Genomic DNA, 22,881 nt, shown 5'->3' on the forward strand with positions numbered 1-22,881 from the left:
TCAGGCAGCCCCTTCGCTTTCTTCAACCAGATCGAAGCGCACGACCCGTCGGTTGCTCTGGTCACCGAGCACGAGTTTTTCCACCACGAAGACCAGGGTCAGCAACCCGCCGATCGGGATCGGCATGTAGGTGATGCCCACGCGCAGGGTGGGGATGGCGCTCATGAACTGGTTCCAGGTGGACAGGCACAGCTTGCTGCCCCAAATGGTCATGAACAGGCAGATGGTGCCCATCAGCAGTTGCGAGAGGATGCCGACGACCTGGCGTTGGCGCGCAGGCAGGCGGTCGGTGATCATCGCCACCGACATATGCGCCCCGGCGCGGTAGCTGGCGGCGGCGCCGATAAAGGTGAACACCAGCATCAGCAGGATGGCGGTGGGCTCCGGCCAGCTGGAGCCGGTGCCGAGGATGTAGCGGGCGAAGATGCCCCAGGGGATGATCAGCGCGACCCCGAGGACCGAGAGGCCGGCGACCCAGATGCAGGTCATGTAGAGGCGGTCGTTGATGCGCAGCACTAGATTCTTCATGGCGTTCACCGTGACCGGGCGCGTCGATGCCGACCGCGCCGGGCCTTATGCGAGAGGCAGGGCGGGTTATTGAACGGCGTCGATGCGCGCGATGATATCGGCGTAAGGCGCGCCGTACTTGGCGCGAACCGCGGCGGTGGCGTCGTAGAAGGGCTGTTTGTCGACGCGGATGAACTCCACGCCGGCCGCCTTGAGTTTTTCCTCGCTGCTGGCGGATTTTTTATCCCACAGCACACGCTCATCGGCCTGGGCGGCCTTGGCGGCGTTTTTCACCATGAGCTGTTGCGCGGGGGTGAGCTTGTTCCAGGTGATTTTCGACATCACGATCGGCTCGGGCAGGATCAGGTGCTCGGTGAGGGTGTAGTACTTGGCGTTCTGAAAGTGGTTGTGTTCCAGCATGGTGGGTGGGTTGTTCTCGGCACCGTCGATCACCCCGGTCTGCAAGGCGCTGAAGATCTCGCCGGTGTCCATGGCGATACCGTTGGCACCCATGGCGTTGAAGGCATCGATGAACAGCGGGTTGCCCTGCACGCGAATCTTCATGCCCTTGAGGTCTTCGATCTTGCGCACCGGTTTTTTGCTGTAGAGGTTGCGCGTGCCGCCGTCCATCCAGGCCAGGGCGACCAGGCCGAATTCGGAGTCGGTGATCTTGGCGAGGATTTCATCGCCGATCTCGCCGTCGATGACTTTGCGCATATGCGCCTGGTCGCGGAACACGAATGGCAGGTTGAACACGTTCACGTCCGGCACCACCGGGCCGACGATGCCGAGGCTGACCCGGGTCATCTGGATCGCGCCGACCTGGGCTTGTTCGACGACTTCTTTTTCCGAACCCAGGACGCCCCCGGGGAAGTACTTGAAGGTCAGTTCGCCGTTGCTTTCTTGGGTGAGGGCCTTGCCCATGTTCTCTTCGGCCACGACGGTGGGGTAGCCGGCGGGGTGGATGTCGGCGAATTTGATTTCCAGCGCGTGGGCGGCGCTGCTGAGGGTGAAGATTGCGGCGGCGAGCAAGGTGCGTTTGAAGTCCATGGGCGGTCACTCCTGTCTTGTTATTGTTGTATTCAAGGCACAGCGATGCAGCTAGAGGGCGAAGCGGGGTTCGGGCAGTCCTGTCGTGCCGGGGTTGAGGGCGAATACGCCGCCGGACAGCGACTGCTCGCTCTGGTCGTCACGGATCGAGGTGACGAACAGGGTGTCCAGGCGACTGCCGCCAAAGGCGCACATGCTGGGTTTTTTCACCGGCACGCGCAGGGAGCGGTCCAGGCGACCGTCGGGGGTGAAGCGGTGGATCAGGCCGGCGTCGTTGGCGCAGATCCAGTAGCCGCCGTCGACATCCACGGCCGCGCCGTCAGGGCGGCCTTGGTGTGGCTGCATGTCGACAAACACGCGGCGGTTGGACGGTGTGCCGGTGTCGGTGTCGTAGTCGAAAGCCCAGATCTGTTGCACCAGCGGGTGCGAGTCCGAGACATACATCGTGCGGCCATCGGGGCTGAAGGCCAAGCCATTGAGGGTGATAAAGCCGTCCAACTGCGCATGCGGCGCGGCGCCCGACGCGTAACGGTAGAGGATGCCTGCGGGCGCATTTGCGCTCATGTCCCGCACCATGCTGCCGGCCCAGAACCGGCCCTGGCGATCGCAGCGCCCATCGTTCAGGCGCATGTCCGCGCGCGGGTGCGCGACCTCGGCCAGGGGCGTGGTGTCGAGGCTGCCGTCGTTGTGCGCGGTGAGCTGGAAAAAGCCGCTTTCCATCCCGGCGACCCAGTTGCCCGCATCGGTGCGGGCAATGCAGGCGAGCATCTGCGGGGCTTTCCACGCGTCGATATGGCCGGTGGCGGCGCTCCAGCGTTGCAGGCCGCCGTTGGGAATATCCACCCAGTACAGGGCGTTTTCTTCGGGCACCCACACCGGGCATTCGCCTACGGCGTTGCGGGCGTCGACAATCAATTCAGCGGTCATGGCAACTCACTCCCTTGGGTTAGTGTGACGTCAGTCACCGAACGGCCCGGCGGCGCAGAACGCACCGCCCTGGTAGACCTTGGCCGGGTCGTCGGCGGCCAGCGGCGGCTGGCGCTCGACCTGGGCGCGGAATACTTCGGAGCTGTCTTTGGGGGTGAAGCCCAGGTGTGCGGCGTAGCGGTTGTCCCACCAGGTGTCGAGGTTGGCCGACATGCCGTAGACCACGGTGTGGCCGACGTTCGGCGTGTACAGCGCGCGTTCGAGCAGTTGGGTCAGGTCATCGAAGCTCAGCCAGGTGTGCATCATCCGGCGGTTCTGCGGTTCGGGGAACGACGAGCCGATGCGGATGCTCACGGTCTCGATGCCGTAGCGGTCGAAGTAGAAGCTGGCCATGTCTTCGCCGTAGGACTTGGACAGCCCGTAGTAACTGTCCGGGCGACGCGGCGAGTGGGCGTCGAGGTGCTCGCCCTGTTGATAGAAGCCGATCACATGGTTGGAGCTGGCGAAAATCACGCGCTTGACGCCATGGCGGCGGGCGGCTTCGTAGATGTGAAAAATCCCGCAGATATTGGCGCCGAGGACTTCTTCGAACGAGCGCTCCACGGATACGCCACCGAAATGCAGGATGGCGTCGACGCCTTCGACCAGGTGGTGTACCGCGTGTTTGTCGGACAGGTCGCAGGGCTGCACTTCTTCATTGGCGCCGGCGGGGGCCATGTCGACGATATCCGACAGGCGCAGCACCTGGGCATACGGCCGCAGGCGTTCGCGCAGCACTTTGCCGAGGCCGCCGGCGGCACCGGTGAGGAGGAGGCGGTTGAAGGGCGCTGGGGTAGTGGTGGTCATCTGGATTCCAGTTTTTGTTGTAGGTTGTCGTATGACTATGCCGAAGTATTGTTAGAGAGTCCCCGCTTGTCAATGTGGGAGGGGGCTTGCCCCCGATGGCTGTGGGTCAGTCACAGAGACATTGCCTGATACACCGTCATCGGGAGCAAGCCCCCTCCCACAATGGATGTGCCCGGGTTTTAGATCTTTAAAGCAACGAAATCGGGTAGCTGACGAAGACCCGGTTCTCATCGAACTCGTTATTGCTGAAGTCCCGGCGCATGGTCGAATTGCGCCAGCGCACGTTGAGGTTCTTCAAGACACCGCTCTGCACCGTGTAGGCCAGTTCCGATTCGCGGCCCCATTCCTTGCCATCGGTGATCGTGCCGGTGTGGACGTTACTGCCGCTGATGTAGCGGTTCATCAGGGTCAGGCCCGGAACGCCGAGCGCCGCGAAGTTGAAGTCGTGGCGCAGTTGCCAGGATTTCTCCTTGGCGTTGTCGTAGCTGGCGTTGTAGCTGTCGTTGGCCAGGGTGCCGCCGCTGGTGCCGTTGACCCGCATCCATGCGCTATCGCCGCTGAGTTTCTGCAGGCCGACGTAGAAGGTGTTAGCGCCGTATTTGGCCGAGAGCAGGGCGAACGCGGTTTTGTTGTCGAGGTCGCCGGCCAGGGCGCTGCCGTCTTCCTTGCCGTTGAAGAAGCCGAGGTTGGCGCCCAGGGTCCAGTCGCCCAGCGGCTGGCTGTGGGTCAGGTTGAGGTACTGCTGTTGGTAGATGTCGGTCAGTTCGGCGTACCACAGGCCGACCTGGGTGCGCTTGTCGTTGAAGGTGTATTCGGCGCCGCCGAAGTTGAAGCGGTCTGAGGTGAAGGCGGCTTTGCCGTTCATGAACATGTCTTCCATGCTCGCATCGTTGCGCGGGCTGTTGCCGCGAAACTGCCCGCCGTAGAGGGTCAGGCCGGCGATTTCATTGGAGGTGACCTGGCCGCCCTGGAAGGTTTGCGGCAGGGAACGGCCATCGTCGGAACGCAAAATCGGCAGCACGGGCATCCATTCGCCGACTTTCAGTTCGGTCTTCGACAGCTTGGTTTTCAGCGCCACGCCCAGGCGCCCGAAGTTGTCGGCGGGGCGACCGTCGTCGTGAACCGGCAGCAACTGGGTGCCAGCGGTACCTTTGCCGCCGTCGAGCTTTTGCGAGTACAGGCCCAGCACATCAATCCCGAAGCCCACGGTGCCCTGGGTGTAGCCGGATTTGGCGTCGAGGATGAAGTTCTGCGTCCACTCTTGGGCCTTGGCCTGGGGGTTGGACGGGTTGGTGAAATTGCGGTTGAAGTAGGCGTTGCGTAAGTTGAGCGTAGCCTTGGCGTCGTCGACAAACCCTTCGGCCTGGGCGATGAGGGGCAGGGTGAAAGCCAGGCTGCCGAGGCCGATAAGGCCGAGACGCGAGGAGGAATTGCGGGCGGATGGACGCACAGTGACGCTCCCTTGGGTTTGTTGTTTTTATTATTTGTCATACGTCGTCGTACAACATTGGGGCGATATTTGCGGGGTTTTTGTGGCTTGTCAATCAGAAGTTATACGATGACTACGCTTCACTGAGCAGAAGTGGTCGTGGGCCAGTGGGGAAGCTGACTATGGATTCAGCCGGCCATCGCCATCGGGGGCAGCGTGCCGAGGAGGGAGACGGCGGCTACCGCTGAAATACCTAGTAACCATTCAGCCGTCACACTGGCCTTCAAGGTCTCCAGTCGTTGTTCGCAGCGCTCGATACGCAAGCGGTTCAGCAGCGCCAGGGCCAACATGCCCAGCACCAGCATCACCTTGATCAGCAGAATCAGGGCGAAACCGTTGAACAGCGGGGTGGGCCACAGTTGCCCGGTCAATACACGCACGTTGATCAAGCCGGTGACCAGCAAGCCGGCGACCAGGCCATAACCCGCGCCGCTGAAACGCCGCAGAATCGGCTCCAGCCCATGGCGCTGCGGTTGGCGCAGGATCAATACCAACAGCAGCAGACCGCCAAGCCAGGCGCCCACGCACGCCAGGTGGACGACCTGATTGAGGATCAGCAACTGGCCGCTGAGCCCGTTGAGCATGGCGCCGTGACCGACTGGGGCCAGGGTCGCCAGCAGCAGGCCGATCAAGGGCAGGCGCAACGCCGACCAGGGTTTGATCAAGGCGATCAACAGCAGCACGTTGAGCAGCAGATGCCAGAGCCACACTTGGCCGAAAAAGGTCTTGCCCAGCACCAATTGCACAGTGGCCGGTTGCAGTGCGGCGTCCCAACTGCCGGCCATGCTGACCGTGATCAGCAGCAACCAGGCCACGCCGGAGCCGAGCCCGAGCCAGGCCAGTGCTCGGCTGATACGCAGCACTTGCCGGTCCAGCGCCAACTGCGGTGCATTGCCCATCAGCCAGGGCCTGAATACACAGGCCCCGAACATCAACAAGACGACGATGAAATGCAGGAAACGGCACAGCACCAGCAGCGTCGCCATAGGTTATTGGCCGACCTTGAAGCTGTATTCACCGTTGCTCTTGTGGGTGTCGACCGAGACCGCGTTCCACACCACTTTGTAGGTGCCGGCTGCCAGAGGAGCGGCGGGCGTCACCACCAGGGTTTTCTTGTCGGCATCCGGCGTTGCCAGGCCCTTGATTGCGATTTCGGTGCCGTCCTTGCTCAGGGAAACCTTGGAAAAGGTCGCCTCCACGCCTTCGCTGAAGGTCAGGCGCACATCGTTCGGTGCCGCGACGCTGCTGTCTGCCGCAGGCGTCGCGCTCTTGAGGTGAGCATGGGCAAACGCCGCCGAGGCGCCCAGCAGCGAAGCCAGCAGAGCGACGGTGGTCAGGGTTTTCTTGATCAACATTGAGCAATACCAATCAAAGGATAGGACGGGCAGTGTACGAAGTTTCGGCTCCTCCTGTCGCCCCGATCTAGAGCGGGTGGTAGTCTTTCCGTTATGTCTTTGTCGGGGAGCCCTTATGGGCAAGCACAAGATCGGAATTCGTCGGGTCAACGTCGAAAAAATCCTGCTAGCGGCGGAAAAAATCTTCGCCGAGAAGGGCTATGGCAGCACCGCCATGGCCGATATTGCCGCCGAAGTGCAATTGCCGCGTTCCAACCTGCATTACTACTTCACCACCAAGAGCGAGCTGTACAGCGCAGTGCTGTTCGATCTGTTGGAAGTGTGGAAGCAGGATGCCCTGAGTTTCGAAACCTTCGATGACCCGCGAGTGGTGCTCAGCAGCTACATCCGCGCCAAGATGCAACGCTCGCGCACGCGGCCGTATGGGTCGAAAGTCTGGGCCAACGAAATCATCCACGGCGCGCCGACGCTCGGTGAGGCGCTGGATGAAAGCCTGTACGACTGGGCCAAGATGAAGGAAGCGAAGATTCGCCAATGGGTGGAAGACAAACGCATCCTGCCGGTCGAGCCGGCGAGCCTGCTGTATATGATCTGGGCCTCGACCCAGCACTACGCTGACTTTGATCATCAGGTGAAGATTCTGAACGATCACCAGCCGTTGTCGGATATGCAGTTCGAGAGGGCGATTCAGACGGTGACCAGTGTGATTTTGCGCGGGATTGGGTTGGAGCCTTGAGGCTTGTGGTGAGGCTGAGGGCCTCATCGGGGGCAAGCCCCCTCCCACATTGACTGCATTTTGTCTGAAAGAATGCGGTCAACTGTTGGAGTCTTGAGTTTTGTGGTGAGGCTGAGGGCCTCATCGGGGGCAAGCCCCCTCCCACATTGACTGCATTTTGTCTGAAAGAATGCGGTCAACTGTTTGAGTCTTGAGTTTTGTGGTGAGGCTGAGGGCCTCATCGGGGGCAAGCCCCCTCCCACATTGACTGCATTTTGTCTGAAAGAATGCGGTCAACTGTTTGAGTCTTGAGTTTTGTGGTGAGGCTGAGGGCCTCATCGGGGGCAAGCCCCCTCCCACATTGACTGCATTTTGTCTGAAAGAATGCGGTCAACTGTTTGAGCCTTGAGGCTTGTGGTGAGGCTGAGGGCCTCATCGGGGGCAAGCCCCCTCCCACATTGACTGCATTTGTCTGAAAGAATGCGGTCAACTGTTTGAGCCTTGAGTTTTGTGGTGAGGCTGAGGGCCTCATCGGGGGCGAGCCCCCTCCCACAATGAACTGCATTTTGTCTGAAAGAATGCGGTCAACTGTGGGAGGGGGCTTGCCCCCGATAGCGCTCTACAGGACTACACCGCTTCCCGGTACGGATTACGCGGATCCTGGGTCCAGTTCAAGAATGGCTTGCCGGTGTCCACCGGTACCATCTCGATGCAATCGGCCACCGGGCAGGTGATCTGGCACAGGTTGCAGCCCACGCATTCGTCATCGATCACTTCGTACTTATGCGTGCCGTCCGCCTGTTTCAAACTGGCGATGGCCTGGTGCGACGTATCTTCGCAGGCAATGTGGCAACGCCCGCAGCCGATGCAGGCGGCCTGATCGATCTTGGCGATCACCTGGTAGTTGATATCCAGGTACTTCCAGTCCGTAGTATTGCCCACGGCGCGCCCGGAAAAATCCTGCAGGCTGGTGTAACCCTGACTGTCCATCCAGCGCGACAGGCCGTCCTTCATTTCTTCGACGATGCGAAAGCCATGCAGCATCGCCGCCGTACACACCTGCACGGCACCGCAGCCGAGGGCGACGAATTCCGCCGCATCGCGCCAGTTGCCGATGCCGCCAATGCCGCAGATCGGCAGGCCGTGGGTCTGCGGGTCGCGGGCGATTTCGGCGACCATGTTCAGCGCGATCGGCTTGACCGCCGAACCGCAGTAACCGCCGTGGGTGCTCTGGGTGCCGACCGTCGGCAGGGCGACCATGCGCTCCAGGTCCACGCTGGTGATGGAGTTGATGGTGTTGATCAGCGACACCGCGTCCGCACCGCCGCGATACGCCGCACGCGCCGCCACCCGGATGTCGGTGATATTCGGCGTGAGCTTGACGATCACCGGCAGCGAACAGTACGTCTTGCACCAGCGCGTCACCTGTTCCACATACTCCGGCACCTGGCCGACCGCCGCGCCCATGCCGCGCTCGGGCATGCCATGGGGGCAGCCGAAGTTCAGCTCGATGCCGTCGCAACCGGTGGCTTCCACCAGCGGCAGGATGTTTTTCCAGGACTCTTCGACGCACGGCACCATCAGCGACACGATCAGCGCGCGGTCCGGCCAGTCCTTTTTGACCTGGGTGATTTCGCGCAGGTTGATCTCCAAAGAGCGGTCGGTGATCAGCTCGATGTTGTTGATGCCCAGCACCTCGCGGTTGGCGCCGTAATGCGCCGAGTAACGCGACGACACGTTGACCGCCGCCGGGTCTTCCCCGAGGGTTTTCCAGACCACGCCGCCCCAGCCTGCTTCAAAGGCGCGGACCACGTTGTAGGCTTTGTCGGTGGGTGGCGCGGAGGCCAGCCAGAACGGGTTGGGGGCTTTGATACCGGCGAAGACAATCGAGAGATCGGCCATTACGCAGCCTCCACGTTGAGCATGAGTTGGGCGTGCATGGCTTCTGCCGCCAGCTTGCCGTGTTGCACCGCCTGTACGGTGAGGTCCTGGCCGAGGCTGATGCAGTCGCCGCCGGCATACACGCCGGGGATGCTGGTGCGCAGCTGCTCGTCGACGAAGATGCGTTCGCCGACCCGCTGCAGTTGCTGGGCCAGCGGGTCGTGCAGTGCGGCGTTGTCGAAACCTTGGCCGATGGCCTTGAAGATCGCATCGGCGGCCAGTTCGAAGGTTTCGCCGGTGGGTTGCAGGCGCCCGTTGTCCAGGTGCGTGCGGGCGAAACGCATGCCGCGCACATGGCCTTGCTCGTCCAGCAGCACTTCCTCCGGCTGGGCCCAGGTCAGCAGGCGAACCTGATTGGCCTTGGCGATGTCCTGCTCATGGCTGGTGGCGCCCATGTCCGCCAGGCCCCGGCGGTACACCAGGTTGACGTCGCGGGCGCCGAGGCGGGCCATTTGCACGGCCATGTCGATGGCGGTGTTGCCGGCACCGAGCACGATGCAGCGGTCGGCCAGGGGCAATTGGGTGAGGTCGTCGGCCTGGCGCAGTTCGCGGATGTATTCGGTGGCGGCGAGCAGGCCGGGGGCGTCCTCATGGGGCAGGCCGAGTTGCTTGCTGGCGGCCAGGCCGAGGCCGAGGAACACCGCATCGAAGTGCTGGTGCAGTTCGCTCAACGACAGGTTGTCGCCCAGGCGCTGGCCGTGACGGATCTCGATGCCGCCGATCTGCAGCAGGAACTCCAGCTCCTTCTGCGCGAAGTCATCCACCAGTTTGTACTTGGCGATCCCGTATTCATTCAGGCCGCCGGCTTTTTCCCGGGCTTCGAAGATCACCACATCGTGGCCGTGCAACGCGGCGCGATGGGCGCAGGCCAGGCCGGCCGGTCCGGCGCCGACCACGGCGATGCGCTTGCCGGTGGTGACGGCGCGCTGGAACGGGTGTTCGCTGAAGTGCGCGTTGTCGATGGCGTAGCGTTGCAACAGGCCGATCAGCACCGGCGCGCATTCTTCGCCGTGGTTACGCACGCAGGCTTGCTGGCACAGGATCTCGGTGGGGCAGACCCGGGCGCAGCTGCCGCCGAGGATATTGGCCGAGAGAATCTTCTGCGCGGCGCCTTGCACGTTGTCGGTGTGGAGATTGCGGATGAACGACGGGATGTCGATTTCGCTGGGGCACGCATTCACGCACGGCGCGTCGTAGCAATACAGGCAGCGCGAGGCTTCCAGTTGCGCCTGGCGAGCGTTGAGGGGCGGTGCCAGGTCGGTGAAATGGCTGGCGAGGGTCGCCCCGTCTTCATGGGGATGGGGGAGGTGGGTCAGGGTCTGGATCACGGTGTGGGCCTCACGGTTTTTTTTCGGATTGCCTCTGGCGGGCATTTTTGTTGCCTGGGTTGGCCTCATCGGGGGCAAGCCCCCTCCCACAGTGATCGCATTGTGTCTGAAAGCATGCGGTCAATTGTGGGAGGGGGCTTGCCCCCGATAGCGGTCTCAGCGGTTCACAGCAACCGGCTTGGAACGCTCAGCCTGCTTGCTCAACTGCTCGAACACCGACGGATACGCCGGCCGTTCCACATACCGCCCGGCACCGCGTTCGGCGCGCAGGTCGCCGTCGGCCCAGACCAGCTTGCCCTGGCTGATGGTGTGGCTCGGCACGCCGCGCACGGTCTTGCCTTCGAAGATGTTGAAGTCGACGTTCTGGTGGTGGGTCTTGGCGGAAATCGTGCGCGTGCCCTCGGGGTCCCACAGCACCAGGTCGGCATCGGCACCGACGCGGATTGCGCCTTTGCGCGGGTAGAGGTTGAAGATCTTCGCGGTGTTGGTGGAGGTCAGCGCGACGAACGCCTGCATCGACAAGCGCCCGGTGTTGACCCCTTCATCCCACAACAGCGCCATGCGGTCTTCGATACCGGCGGTGCCGTTGGGGATCTTGCTGAAATCGTCACGCCCGGCGGCTTTCTGCTCGGCGCAGAAGCAGCAGTGGTCGGTGGCGGTGGTGTGCAGGTTGCCGGATTGCAGGCCATGCCACAGCGCCTCTTGATGCCCGCGCGGGCGGAACGGCGGGCTCATCACGTAGCCGGCGGCGGTCTGCCAGTCGGGGTGGCGGTAGACGCTGTCGTCCAGCAGCAAGTGCCCGGCGAGCACCTCGCCGTACACCGCCTGGCCTTTGCCGCGCGCATAGGTGATTTCATCCAGCGCCTCTTTGGTCGAGACGTGTACCAGGTACAACGGCGTGCCGATGGTCTCGGCGATACGGATCGCGCGGCTGGCCGCTTCGCCCTCGACCTGGGACGGACGCGACAGCGGGTGCGCTTCCGGCCCGGTGATGCCCTGGGCCATCAGTTTGCGTTGCAGGTGATACACCAACTCGCCGTTTTCCGCATGCACGGTGGGTACCGCGCCCAGCTCCAGGCAGCGTTCGAAGCTGGCCACCAGGGTATCGTCGGCCGCCATGATCGCGTTCTTGTAGGCCATGAAATGCTTGAAGCTGTTGACGCCGTGATGGCTGACCAGCTCGGCCATTTCCTCGCGCACCTGCTCGCTCCACCAGGTGATCGCCACGTGAAAGCCATAGTCGGCCGCCGACTTCTGTGCCCAGCCGCGCCATTGGTGAAAGGCTTCGAGCAAGGATTGCTGCGGGTTGGGAATCACAAAGTCGATGATCGAGGTGGTGCCCCCCGCCAGACCCGCCGCCGTGCCGCTGAAAAAATCCTCACTGGCCACGGTGCCCATGAAGGGCAGTTGCATATGGGTGTGCGGGTCGATGCCGCCGGGCATCAAATATTGGCCGCTGCCATCGAGTACTTCGGTGCCAGCGGGAATATCCAGGCCCGTGCCAATTGCGCGAATCAGACCGTCTGCGCATAAAACATCGGCGCGGTAACTTTCGTCGTGGGTAATGATGGTGGCGCCACGGATCAACAGCGACATGTCGAGTTCCTCACAGGCTTGACCGGCTGGTGCCAGTTCTAAGTGTTGTAGTTGTTTTCAGCACAGGCTTGGTAAAAACCTGTCATCGGTGACAGGAATAGAAACTAGCCGGTGTTTTTAGAATGAGCAAGAAGATTTTTCCTACGCTTAGTTGTTATTTAACATGTTGAAATATAAGGATAAAAAATAAAAATCACCAAAATGTGGCGACTGATCACCATTTTGACGCACTTGACAGGTTCCAAATATGAACAACATTTCTTATTGCAAATCAGGCGCTTGAGACATGCCGCTTGACGGCGGCGGTAAATAAAAATAATTGTGTTGCACCAGATTGAGTCCTGAACGTTCGGACAACTTGCGCGTTATCCAGCCTGCGTCACGCGGCAAGTACCGAAGGACTCATCGGCGTTTGAAATAAAGCTGATAAACATCAGCGAGTTATATATGCGGTGCAGGGTCAGGGCGGGTTGTCGGCACGTTTATTGAGTGCAGTGGCGGCTGGCCGGACCCTTGATGTCATGTTGTTTACGAGGTACTCCGGCCACCTGCACCGACCTTGCAGGTGAGCAACAATAATTCGAAAAAACCGTGGAGCGGCCATGCAACAGAACAGATCGCAAGTTATTGAACGCAACGGCCTGTACGAACTCGACGCCGGCCCCGACGTCCTCGACAGCCCTCGCTACAACCACGACATGGCACCGACCAAGGTGCATGAACGCACGTGGAACAAGTGGCACATCACCGCGCTGTGGGTCGGCATGTCGATCTGCGTGCCCACCTACACGCTGGGCGGGGTGCTTACCGCGTACTTCGGTTTGTCGGTGGGCGAGGCGCTGATGGCGATCCTCCTGGCCAATATCGTGGTGCTGATCCCGCTGACCCTCAACGCCTTCCCCGGTACCAAGTACGGCATTCCGTTCCCGGTGTTGCTGCGTTCGTCGTTCGGCATCCTCGGTTCCAACGTGCCGTGCCTGATCCGAGCGCTGGTGGCGTGCGGCTGGTTCGGCATCCAGACCATGTTCGGCGGGCTGGCGATTCACCTGTTCCTGGGCTCGATTTTCGAGGGGTGGAAGGCCTTGGGCGGCACCGGTGAGGTGATCGGCTTCATGATCTTCTGGACCCTCAACCTGTGGGTGGTGCTGCGCGGCGCCGAGTCGATCAAGCGCCTGGAAACCCTGTCGGCACCGCTGCTGGTGGCGGTGGGCATTGGCCTGCTGGTGTGGGCGATGCCGAACGTATCCCTCAGCGAGTTGATGGCGATCCCGCCCAAACGCCCCGAAGGTGCAAGCCTGACCGGTTACTTCATGGCCGGCCTGACCGCGATGGTGGGGTTCTGGGCCACCTTGTCGCTGAATATTCCCGACTTCAGCCGCTACGCCAAGAGCCAGAAGGACCAGATCCTCGGGCAGATTTTCGGCCTGCCGCTGACCATGTTCCTGTTCGCCGCCCTCGGTGTGATCATGACCGCCGCGTCGGTGAAACTGGTGGGCGTCAGCGTGTCCGACCCGGTGACGCTGATCGGGCATATCCAGAGCCCGGTGTGGGTCGCCGTGGCCATGGCATTGATCATCGTCGCCACCTTGTCCACCAACACGGCGGCGAACATCGTGTCGCCCACCAACGACTTCCAGAACATCGCGCCCAAGCTGATCAACCGCACTTCGGCAGTGATTCTCACCGGCCTGGTGGGGTTGGTGTTGATGGGCCACGAGCTGCTGAAGAAGCTCGGGCTGATCGTTTCCGATGTGAGCCTGGAGACGGTGTATTCCAACTGGTTGCTCGGCTATTCCAGCCTGCTGGGGCCGATCGCCGGGATCATGGTGGTGGACTACTTCATCACGCGCAAACAGCGCCTGGACCTCGCCGGTTTGTACCGTGACGACGTGTACCCGGCGTGGAACTGGAGCGGGTTTGTCGCGTTTGGCGTGCCGGTGGTGCTGACCTTGCTGTCATTGGGCAGCGACGTGTTCAGCTGGTTCTACAGCTATGGCTGGTTTACCGGTTCGGCGTTGGGCGGCGTGTTGTATTACGGGCTGAATGCCAGGCGTGGCCTGACGCCGATGCCGGCCAAATCCCTGCTGTAACGCGATGGAATGCAGTCAAACAGGTGGTCATTCCACCACTGCATGGGTGACTGACCCACTGCAATCGGGAGCAAGCCCCCTCCCACATTTGAACTGCATTCCATTCATAACATGTAGCCTGAGGAGATCCCCATGAACGCTGCCCTGGACGTTCTGCAATCGACCCATCAGCACATCAACCGCGACCGTTTGTGGCAGTCGTTGATGGAGCTGGCCAAGCTCGGCGCCACCGCCAAGGGCGGCGTGTGCCGCCTGGCCCTCACCGACCTCGACCGCCAGGCCCGCGACCTGTTCGTGCAATGGTGCGAAGAGGCCGGGTGCAGCGTGACCGTCGACGGTATCGGCAACATCTTCGCCCGTCGCCCCGGGCGTAACCCCGACCTTCCGCCAGTGATGACGGGCAGCCATATCGACACCCAGCCCACCGGTGGCAAGTTCGATGGCTGCTTCGGCGTGCTGGCCGGTGTGGAAGTGTTGCGCACCCTCAACGACCTCAAGGTGCAAACCGAGGCGCCGCTGGAAGTGGTGGTGTGGACCAACGAAGAGGGCTCGCGCTTCCCGCCGTGCATGATGGGATCGGGGGTGTTTGCCGAGAAATTCAGCCTGGCCGACACCCTCGCCAAGGTCGATGCGCAGGGTATCAGCGTCGGCGCGGCACTGAATGCGATCGGCTATGCGGGGACGCGGCCGGAGAGTGGGCACAAAGTCGGCGCCTATTTCGAGGCACATATCGAACAGGGGCCGATTCTTGAGGATGAAAAGAAAACCATCGGCGTAGTGCTCGGTGCCCTCGGGCAAAAGTGGTTCGACTTGACCCTGCGCGGCGTTGAAGCCCACGCGGGGCCGACGCCGATGCACCTGCGCAAGGACGCCCTGGTCGGCGCAGCCGCGGTGGTCGCGGCGGTGAATGCGGCGGCATTGGGGCATCAGCCGCATGCGTGTGGCACTGTCGGTTGCTTGCAGGCTTATCCGGGCTCACGCAACGTCATCCCGGGTGAGGTGCGTATGACCCTGGACTTCCGCCACCTGGAACCGGCGCGCTTGGATTCGATGATCGCCCAGGTACGCCAGGTGATCGACGAGACCTGCGCCAAGCATGGGTTGAGTTTTGAAATGACACCCACCGCCGACTTCCCGCCGCTGTATTTCGACAAGGGTTGCGTCGACGCAGTGCGCGATGCGGCGAATGGGTTGGGGTTGTCGAACATGGACATCGTCAGCGGGGCAGGGCACGACGCGATCTTCGTCGCCGAACTCGGCCCGGCGGGGATGATCTTCGTGCCATGCGAAGGCGGCATCAGCCACAACGAAATCGAAAACGCCGCGCCGGATGACCTGGCGGCGGGGTGTGCGGTGTTGTTGCGGGCGATGGTGGCCGCCTCGGCCGCCATTGCCAGCGGCAAACGCGCGGCCTGAAACGCGGTAAAACCTGTGGGAGGGGGCTTGCTCGCGATAGCGGTGGGTCAGTTACAGATGAGCTGGCTGAACCACTGCTATCGGGAGCAAGCTCCCTCCCACATGGGTTTTGCGGTGTTCATACATTGTGTGTCTGGCGCAGGATCAGTGTGGGAGGGAGCTTGCTCCCGATAGCAGTGGTTCAGCCGATACACATGTGATTGACCCACCGCCATCGCGAGCAAGCCCCCTCCCACATGGGTTTTGCGGTGTTCATACATTGTGTGTCTGGCGCAGGATCAGTGTGGGAGGGAGCTTGCTCCCGATAGCAGTGGTTCAGCCGATACACATGTGATTGACCCACCGCCATCGCGAGCAAGCCCCCTCCCACATGGGTTTTGCGGTGTTCATACATTGTGTGTCTGGCGCAGGATCAGTGTGGGAGGGAGCTTGCTCCCGATAGCAGTGGTTCAGCCGATACACATGTGATTGACCCACCGCCATCGCGAGCAAGCCCCCCTCCCACAGTTGAACTGTGTCTATACCCAAATGGCATCCCACAACGGGTAGTCGCCAATCCGGCTAACCAATCCCGCCCGCAATGGATTGGCCACCACATACCTGGCCATTTTCACCAGGTCGTCTTCCTTGCGCAGCGCCCGGTCATGGAAACTTTCCTGCCAAAGCCTCCCCTTGCGTTCGCTCGCACCGTTGACGCTCCGTGTGCTTTTGGACTTCACCTGGCGCATCAGGTCAGCCAGCGAGCCTTTTTTCAGTTCGAGCAGCCAATGGAAATGGTCCGGCATGGTCACCCATGCCAGGGAGTTCGCCAGCCCTTGGTACTGAGCTAATCGAAACTGCCAGACCACCAAGCGACCGAGATGGAAATTCTTGAATATCGGGATGCGTTCGTGGGTGTTGGTGGTGATGAGGTAGATACGGTTGGGTTCGCTGAATCGGCCGATACGCAGGCGGTGTGAAGCGGGTAAGTCGGGCATTCCCTGGCCTCTCTCTGGGTGTGTTTTGAGAGGCTAGATGGGTGAACTGCAGGTTTAAGGGCAGGCTTTTGGCAGGATGTGTCTGTGCGAACGCTATCGGGAGCAAGCTCCCTCCCACATGGGCTCTGCGGTGTTCATACATTGTGTGTCTGGCGCCGGACCAGTGTGGGGTTGGCTTGAATCCTCCCACATGGGCTCTGCGGTGTTCATACATTGTGTGTCTGGCGCCGGACCAGTGTGGGGTTGGCTTGAATCCTCCCACATGGGCTCTGCGGTGTTCATACATTGTGTGTCTGGCGCCGGACCAGTGTGGGATGGGCTTGAATCCTCCCACATGGGCTCTGCGGTGTTCATGCATTGTGTGTCTGGCGCCGGACCAGTGTGGGATGGGCTTGAATCCTCCCACATGGGCTCTGCGGTGTTCATACATTGTGTGTCTGGCGCCGGACCAATGTGGGAGGGGGCTTGCCCCCGATGAGGCCGGAACTGACGCCGCCGCTATCACAGCAATACCGCGTACCGACACGCCAATGACAGTGATTACACAGCAGTGACCGTGTTTCTCAACAGTCGGCCGGAAGACTGAATGTGTGCTGGATCAGTCGGTGATGTTTGGCTGATCCAGCCTCATCAAAGGCAAACCAGCTCCCACCTTTGAGCTGGTTTGCACAAAAAAAGCGTCAGGCGCCAGGTTGCCAGCCGCCGCCCAGCGCGGTGACCAGCCCCACACTCGCCTGCAACTGCCGTGTCTGCACCGCCTGCAAGGTCCGCTGTGCCTGTAACGCCGCTGTCTGCGCGGTCACTACATCCAGATAGCTCACCGCGCCGGCCTGGTAGCTGTTCATCGCCAACGCTTGCGTATGCTGCGCCGCATCTGCCGCGGCTTGTTCATCCTGCGCCTCCTGCTGCAAATCCCTTAGCTGCGCCAGGTTGTCTTCGACCTCGCGCACGGCTTTCAGTACCTGGCTGCGGTACTGTGCCGAGGCTTGTTCGAACTCGGCCTTGGCCTGGCGTTCGTTGGCGCTCAAGCGACCGCCATCGAAGATCGGCAAGTTCATCAGCGGCCCCAGCGCCCAATACCGATTGCCCGCCGACAGTAAATTCCCCACGCCTTGGGTCTGCCCGCCAATCAACCCGGTCAGACTGAAATCCGGGTACCACGCGGCCTTGGCCACGCCGATATTTGCGTTGGCCGCAAACACTCGGCGCTCGGCCGCCGCAATGTCCGGGCGACGTTGCAGCAGGTGGCTCGGCAGTTGCGACGGAATCCCCGGCAGGGCGATCAGTTGTTGGCTCGCCGGCAGTGTGAAGTCGCTGGCCGCCACGCCGACCAGTTCACCGATGGCATGCTCGGTGAGGTTGCGTTGCCCGCGCACTTCATCCAGTTGCGCCTTGGCTTGGGCGAGCTGGTTTTGCGCGCGGGTCAGGTCCAGTTCCGAAGCAATCTGGCCCTCGTAGCGGCTGCGGGTCAGTTGCAGGGCCTGGCTGAAATCCTCCAGCGAGCTGTTGAGAATCCGACTTTGCGCATCCAGCCCATTGAGCTGCACGTACAAGGTCGCCAACTGATGCTGCAAGCTCAAGCGCGCCACCGCCAGATCGTCGCCCGACGCTTGCGCCTGTGCATCACCCGCCGCCACCTGGTTGCGGATTTTGCCCCACAGGTCCAAGTCGTAGCTCAATGAAAACCCCGCCGTGTTGCTGTTGTAAACCGACGGCTGCGTGGTACTGCGCAGCGGACGCGAGTCGGATTGGCGCTGACGCAGCGGTTGTGCGCTGGCGGTGATCTGCGGGAACAGCCCGGCATGCAATTGGCTGGCATACGCCTGGGATGCATCGAAGTGCGCCAGCGCTGCCGCCAGGTCCGGGTTGGCCTTGAGCAATTGCTGTTGCAGCTGATCCAGGCGCGGTTCGCGGTAGAGCGTCCACCACTGCGGCGCCAGTTGGTCGGACGGCTGCGCGCTGTGCCAGGGGCCATCGCTGGTCTGTTCGCGATAGTTGGCCGGCAGGTCGATCGCCGGCACGTTGTAGGTCGGTGCCAGCGAGCAACCTTGCAACGCCAGCAGCATCACCGCGGCAAGCGGTTTAAGCCTTGGGCGCATGGGCACCTCCGGAGGCGTCGGCCAGTTGCACGGGGTCGCCTTCGCGCAGGGCGTCGGGCGGGTTGTCGACCACGCGGTCGGCGGGTTTCAGGCCCTGGTCGATCACCAGGCGTTCGCCCAGGTCCAGGCCGATATGGATGGCCTGCAGGTGTATGTGGTTTTGCGCATCCAGCACCGCGACCTGGGTGCCTTGGGCACGGAAGATCAGCGCGCTGGCCGGGATGCTCACGCCATGGGTGTCTGCCGGAATCGGCAGGGTCGCTTCGGCGTAATCGCCTGGCAGCAACTCGCCGTTGGGGTTGTCGGCAACAAACTGCGCGAGCAGGGTGCCGGAGCGACGGTCGATGGCGGTGGAGTCGCCGATCAGGTGCGCCTTGAAGTGTTCGCCGGGGTGCTCGGGAACACTCAGCTCGGCTTCAAGCCCGGGGTGGATGACGGCCGCGTAGTTCTGCGGCACCGGCACGTAGAGGCGCAACTGGTGGGTGTCGGCGATGTTGAACAGCTCCGGGTCGCTGTCGGTGTCGGCCTTGATCAACTGGCCGATGTCGGTGTTGCGCGCAGTGATGGTGCCAGCGAACGGCGCGCGGATAGTCTTGTAGCTTTCCAGCGCCGACAAGCGCGCGTAATCGGCAGCGGCGGCTTCGGCGTTGGCTTTGGCCGCTGCGGCGTTGGAGGTTTTTTCATCGGCCTCCTGGCGCGACACCGAATGGCTGGCCAGCAGGTTTTGCCAACGCGTCGCGGTGGTGGCGGCCAGTCGCGCATTGGCCTGTTGCTGCACCAGGCGCGCATGGGTCTGCGCCAGTTGTTGATCGAGATCGGGGCTGTCGATTTCGGCGAGGATTTGCCCGGCTTTGACCTGGCTGCCGATGTCGACTTTCCAGTCCTTCAAGTAGCCGCTGACCCGCGCATGGATCGGCGCCTTGCTCCAGGCTTCAAGGTGAGCGGGCAGGCGCAGGGTGTCACCGGCTACGTTCTGCTGCGGCTGGAACACCATCACCTGCGGCACGGCGGCGGTTTCGGTCCAGGCGGTGACGGAGCGCTCGTGCATTGTGCGGGCGTACAGGCCGTTGGCGACCAGCAGGGCGGCCAGGGTCAGGCCGCCGACACCCATGAGCATCAGACGCTTGCGCGAGGGTTTGTGATCAGACGACATGGGGCGTTTCTCCAACAGTTGCGCGAGTAGGCTGACGACCGTGGACCAGGCTGAAGACCACGGGAACAAATAACAGGGTGGCGGTGGTGGCGAGGATCAGGCCACCGATCACGGCGCGGCCGAGCGGCGCGTTCTGCTCCTCGGACAGGGCCAGCGGCAGCATGCCGATGATCATCGCGAGGGCGGTCATGCACACCGGACGAAAGCGCGTGTAGCCGGCTTCCAGTGCGGCCTTGAGCGCATCGCCATGTTCGGCCAGGCGTTCCCGGCAGAAGCTCACCACCAGGATCGAGTTGGCGGTGGCCACGCCCATGCACAGGATGGCCCCGGTCAACGCCGGCACCGACAACGACGTGCCGCTGAGGAACAGCATCCACACGATCCCCGCCAATGCCGCCGGCAGCGCGGTGATGATCACGAACGGGTCGACCCACGACTGGAAGTTGACCACGATCAGCAGGTAGATCAGCACCACCGCGCCGAGCAGGCCGACGCTCAAACCGCTGAAGGCTTCATGCAGCGCATCGATCTGCCCGTGCAGGCTGATCGTCGCGCCTTTGGGACGCATGGACGCGGTGTCGTCCAGCACTTTTTGCACGTCGCGGGCCACGCCACCGAGGTCGCGGCCTTGCACGTTGGCGTAGAGGTCCAGGGTCGGCTCGATGTTGTAGTGGGTCACCACCGCTGGGCTTTGCACGCGGGAGATGCTGGCCACGCCGCCGAGGATTTGCGATTGACCATCGGCACCGGTCACCGGCAGTGCTTCCAGCGCCGGCAGGCTGTCGAGGCGGTATTGCGGGGTGGCGGCGACGATGGAATAGGACACGCCGTTGGCCGGGTTGAGCCAGAACGTCGGTGCGGTTTGCGAGCTGCCCGCGAGGGAGGCGACCATGCTGTTGGTCACATCGCGCTCGGTGATGCCCAGGCCGTTGGCGCGCAGGCGGTCGACATTCACTTGCAGCGACGGGTAGCCGGTGGACTGCTGGATGCGCAGGTCGGCGATGCCCGGTACGTGTTGCAGACGGCGTTCCAGTTCCACGGCGTAGGCGCGGTTTTCGGCATCGCTGCGCCCGGAGATTTTCACGTCCAGTGGCGCCGGCGCGCCGAAGTTGAGGATCTGGCTGCTGATGTCCGCTGGCAGGAACGCAAAGTGGCTGCCAGGGAAACTTTGCGGCAGCGCCTCACGCAGTTTTTTCACGTAGTCGGCGGTGGGCGCGTGGTGTTGTTTCAGGCTGACCTGGATATCGCCGTCCTGCGGGCCGATGGTGCCGCTGCTGCTGTAGGCCATGTCGATGCCGCTCAGCGGAATGCCGATATTGTCGACGATGGTGTCGAGTTCGTCGGCCGGGATCACTTCGCGTATCCGCGCCTCGATCCGGTCGAACGCCGCAGCGCTTTCCTCGATCCGCGTACCCAGCGGCAAACGCACATGCAGCGCCAGCGCCCCGGCGTCGGTGGCCGGGAAGAAATCCTGGCCCAGGCTGGGCAGCAGCAAAAACGAGGCGAGCACACAGGCTAAAAAGCCGACGATGAAGCGCTTGCGATTGCCCAGGGCCAACGTCAGCAGGCCATGGTAGGTGTCGCGGATGTTCGAGAAGTGCCGCTCGAAACCCTGCTGGAAATTCAGCACCGACTGCAGCACGGCATTGCGTGGTTTGGTGTGCTGCTCGCCTTCGTGGTGGTTGATGAACGCATCTTCCGGGTGGTGGCCGGTGCCCGGTTCCGGCGTGTGCGGCTTGAGCAGGTACATCGCCAATGTCGGCACCAGGGTGCGCGAGAGGATGAACGAGCTGGCCATGGCGAAGATCACCGCCAGGGCCATCGGCCGGAACAGGTACCCGGCGATGCCTTGCAGCAAGAACATCGGCACGAACACGATGCAGATGCACAGCAGCGAGACGAACGCCGGGCCGACGATCTGCGCGGCGCCGTCGAGGATCGCAGCCTTCACCGCCTTGCCCTGTTCCAGGTGCCAGTTGATGTTTTCGATGGTCACCGTGGCGTCGTCCACCAGAATCCCCACCGCCAACGCCAGCCCGCCGAGGGTCATCACGTTGAGGGTTTGCCCGCTGACCGCCAGCAGCGCGATGGCCGACAGCACCGCCAGGGGGATCGAGGCGGCGATGATCAGCGTCGAGCGCCAGCTGCCGAGGAACAGCAGGATCATCGCGCTGGTCAGCAGCGCGGCGATGATGCCTTCCTGGGCCACGCTGCCCACCGATTGTTTGACGAACACCGACGCATCGCCGAGCAATGAGGTCTTCAGCGACGGCGGCAGGGTTTCGTTGATGCGCGGCAGCATCTGGCGGATGCCGTCGATGATCGACAGGGTGGAGATGCTGCCGTTTTTCAACGCTGGCATCAGCACCGCGCGATGGCCGTCGACGCGCACGATGTTGGTCTGCGGTGGCGAACCGTCACGCACGTGGGCCACCTGGCCGATGGTGATCAGCGCACCGTCGACGGTCTTGATCGGCAGGTCGTTGAGTTCATCGATGGCCTTGGGGCTGTTGTTGAGCAGGATCGTGTATTCGTTGGGGCCGAGCTTGGCGGTGCCCACCGGGATGATCTGGTTTTGCAACGCCAGGGCATTGCCCACGTCCTGCGCCGACAAGCCTTTGGCGGCCAGCGCCTGCGGGTCGAGGTCGAGGGTGATCTGCCGCTGCTTGCCACCCATGGGCGTGGGCATGGCCAGGCCGGGCAGGGCGCTGAGGGGCAGGCGGATATTGTTCTGCACCAGGTCGCGGATCTTGGCTTCCGACAGTGTCGGGCTGGAGAACGCCATTTGCAGGATCGGCACCGTCGATGCGCTGTAATTGAGGATCAGCGGCGGCGTGATGCCGGGGGGCATTTGCTTGAGCACGGTTTGTGACACCGCTGTCACCTGGGCGTTGGCGGTGCGGATGTCGACGCCGGGCTGGAAGAAGATCTTGACGATGCCCATGCCCGGCAGGGATTGCGATTCGATGTGTTCGATGTCGTTGACGGTGGTGCTCAGGGAGCGTTCGTAGGTGTAGATCACCCGCCCGGCCATGGCGTCCGGCGACAGGCCGTTGTACTGCCAGACCACTGCAACGACGGGGATGCCGATATCGGGGAATACATCAGTGGGGGTTCGCAGGGCCGCCATCGGCCCGATGATGCAGATGAATATGGCCAACACGATAAACGTGTACGGCTTTTGCAGTGCGGTCTTTACCAGCCCGAGCATGCGTGAACCTCCGAGGGAGCAGGATTGCAAACCCCGGCAGTCTTGCCCGACCCACCTAACACGCACCTTTCAGCCAGGTGAAGGAAGATTTAGGTATGGGCTGAAGATCGTTTCATGTGTATTCATTTGTTCTACAAAGGGCGGCTCTCCAAGCTTGTGACCCATCGGATGCGATGCGTCT

The 22,881-nt window shown here is 62.3% G+C and carries 17 protein-coding genes; 3 read left to right on the forward strand and 14 right to left on the reverse strand.

What is annotated here, in order from left to right:
- The 7 genes from C8K66_RS13115 to copC form a co-directional block, all read right to left on the reverse strand.
- On the reverse strand, nucleotides 1-528 hold the full coding sequence (locus tag C8K66_RS13115) for a TRAP transporter small permease (protein WP_057004482.1): 528 nt from the start codon (nucleotides 526-528) through the stop codon (nucleotides 1-3).
- A gap of 66 nt (nucleotides 529-594) precedes the next feature.
- Nucleotides 595-1,557: a TRAP transporter substrate-binding protein gene (locus tag C8K66_RS13120; RefSeq protein WP_108525035.1), complete on the reverse strand. Its 963-nt coding sequence runs from the start codon at nucleotides 1,555-1,557 to the stop codon at nucleotides 595-597.
- A gap of 51 nt (nucleotides 1,558-1,608) precedes the next feature.
- Nucleotides 1,609-2,484, reverse strand: a complete 876-nt coding sequence (locus tag C8K66_RS13125; protein ID WP_102617282.1) for an SMP-30/gluconolactonase/LRE family protein — start codon at nucleotides 2,482-2,484, stop codon at nucleotides 1,609-1,611.
- Nucleotides 2,485-2,514: 30 nt separating this feature from the next.
- Nucleotides 2,515-3,330 carry an NAD(P)-dependent oxidoreductase gene (locus C8K66_RS13130; RefSeq protein ID WP_046382824.1) on the reverse strand — a complete coding sequence of 272 codons (816 nt, stop codon included), beginning with the start codon at nucleotides 3,328-3,330 and terminating at the stop codon, nucleotides 2,515-2,517.
- Nucleotides 3,331-3,517: 187 nt separating this feature from the next.
- Nucleotides 3,518-4,780 carry an OprD family porin gene (locus C8K66_RS13135; RefSeq protein WP_046382825.1) on the reverse strand — a complete coding sequence of 421 codons (1,263 nt, stop codon included), beginning with the start codon at nucleotides 4,778-4,780 and terminating at the stop codon, nucleotides 3,518-3,520.
- A gap of 167 nt (nucleotides 4,781-4,947) precedes the next feature.
- Nucleotides 4,948-5,805, reverse strand: a complete 858-nt coding sequence (copD, locus tag C8K66_RS13140; protein WP_108525037.1) for a copper homeostasis membrane protein CopD — start codon at nucleotides 5,803-5,805, stop codon at nucleotides 4,948-4,950.
- Nucleotides 5,806-5,808: 3 nt separating this feature from the next.
- The gene (gene copC, locus C8K66_RS13145) at nucleotides 5,809-6,174 is read right to left on the reverse strand and encodes a copper homeostasis periplasmic binding protein CopC (RefSeq protein ID WP_017847464.1); all 366 of its coding nucleotides are present in this window, start codon (nucleotides 6,172-6,174) and stop codon (nucleotides 5,809-5,811) included.
- A 115-nt stretch (nucleotides 6,175-6,289) separates the two neighbouring features.
- Between copC and C8K66_RS13150 the strand changes: the two genes are divergently transcribed.
- Nucleotides 6,290-6,910 (forward strand): TetR/AcrR family transcriptional regulator, encoded by a 621-nt coding sequence (locus C8K66_RS13150; protein WP_017847463.1) that lies wholly within the window; start codon nucleotides 6,290-6,292, stop codon nucleotides 6,908-6,910.
- 606 nt (nucleotides 6,911-7,516) lie between these two features.
- Here the strand turns inward: C8K66_RS13150 and preA are convergent.
- The 3 genes from preA to hydA form a co-directional block, all read right to left on the reverse strand.
- A complete protein-coding gene (preA, locus tag C8K66_RS13155; RefSeq protein ID WP_017847462.1) occupies nucleotides 7,517-8,791 on the reverse strand; it encodes an NAD-dependent dihydropyrimidine dehydrogenase subunit PreA in 1,275 nt (424 codons plus the stop codon).
- Nucleotides 8,791-10,158, reverse strand: coding sequence for an NAD(P)-dependent oxidoreductase (locus C8K66_RS13160; protein WP_108525177.1), 1,368 nt, complete (start codon nucleotides 10,156-10,158; stop codon nucleotides 8,791-8,793). Before C8K66_RS13160 ends, preA begins: the two co-directional genes overlap by 1 nt.
- Nucleotides 10,159-10,314: 156 nt before the next feature.
- Entirely contained in the window at nucleotides 10,315-11,754 is a 1,440-nt protein-coding gene (gene hydA, locus C8K66_RS13165; protein WP_057004477.1) for a dihydropyrimidinase, read from the reverse strand.
- 602 nt (nucleotides 11,755-12,356) lie between these two features.
- Here hydA and C8K66_RS13170 point away from each other — a divergent pair.
- Together C8K66_RS13170 and C8K66_RS13175 are read left to right on the forward strand one after the other, a co-directional pair.
- Complete coding sequence (locus C8K66_RS13170; RefSeq protein ID WP_046485631.1) at nucleotides 12,357-13,844, forward strand: NCS1 family nucleobase:cation symporter-1; 1,488 nt, start codon at nucleotides 12,357-12,359, stop codon at nucleotides 13,842-13,844.
- Between the two features lie 132 nt (nucleotides 13,845-13,976).
- Nucleotides 13,977-15,260 (forward strand): Zn-dependent hydrolase, encoded by a 1,284-nt coding sequence (locus C8K66_RS13175; protein ID WP_046382831.1) that lies wholly within the window; start codon nucleotides 13,977-13,979, stop codon nucleotides 15,258-15,260.
- A gap of 518 nt (nucleotides 15,261-15,778) precedes the next feature.
- Here C8K66_RS13175 and C8K66_RS13180 read toward each other — a convergent pair.
- The 4 genes from C8K66_RS13180 to C8K66_RS13195 form a co-directional block, all read right to left on the reverse strand.
- Nucleotides 15,779-16,237: a transposase gene (locus C8K66_RS13180; RefSeq protein ID WP_108525039.1), complete on the reverse strand. Its 459-nt coding sequence runs from the start codon at nucleotides 16,235-16,237 to the stop codon at nucleotides 15,779-15,781.
- Between the two features lie 680 nt (nucleotides 16,238-16,917).
- The gene (locus C8K66_RS13185) at nucleotides 16,918-18,336 is read right to left on the reverse strand and encodes an efflux transporter outer membrane subunit (protein WP_057004475.1); all 1,419 of its coding nucleotides are present in this window, start codon (nucleotides 18,334-18,336) and stop codon (nucleotides 16,918-16,920) included.
- Nucleotides 18,320-19,489 carry an efflux RND transporter periplasmic adaptor subunit gene (locus tag C8K66_RS13190; RefSeq protein ID WP_046382834.1) on the reverse strand — a complete coding sequence of 390 codons (1,170 nt, stop codon included), beginning with the start codon at nucleotides 19,487-19,489 and terminating at the stop codon, nucleotides 18,320-18,322. The genes C8K66_RS13185 and C8K66_RS13190 overlap by 17 nt, the downstream gene beginning before the upstream one ends.
- A complete protein-coding gene (locus C8K66_RS13195) occupies nucleotides 19,479-22,700 on the reverse strand; it encodes an efflux RND transporter permease subunit (RefSeq protein WP_046485623.1) in 3,222 nt (1,073 codons plus the stop codon). The genes C8K66_RS13190 and C8K66_RS13195 overlap by 11 nt, the downstream gene beginning before the upstream one ends.
- Nucleotides 22,701-22,881 lie beyond the last annotated feature (181 nt).

This window comes from Pseudomonas sp. GV105, from assembly GCF_003058185.1.
Taxonomy (GTDB): domain Bacteria; phylum Pseudomonadota; class Gammaproteobacteria; order Pseudomonadales; family Pseudomonadaceae; genus Aquipseudomonas; species Aquipseudomonas veronii.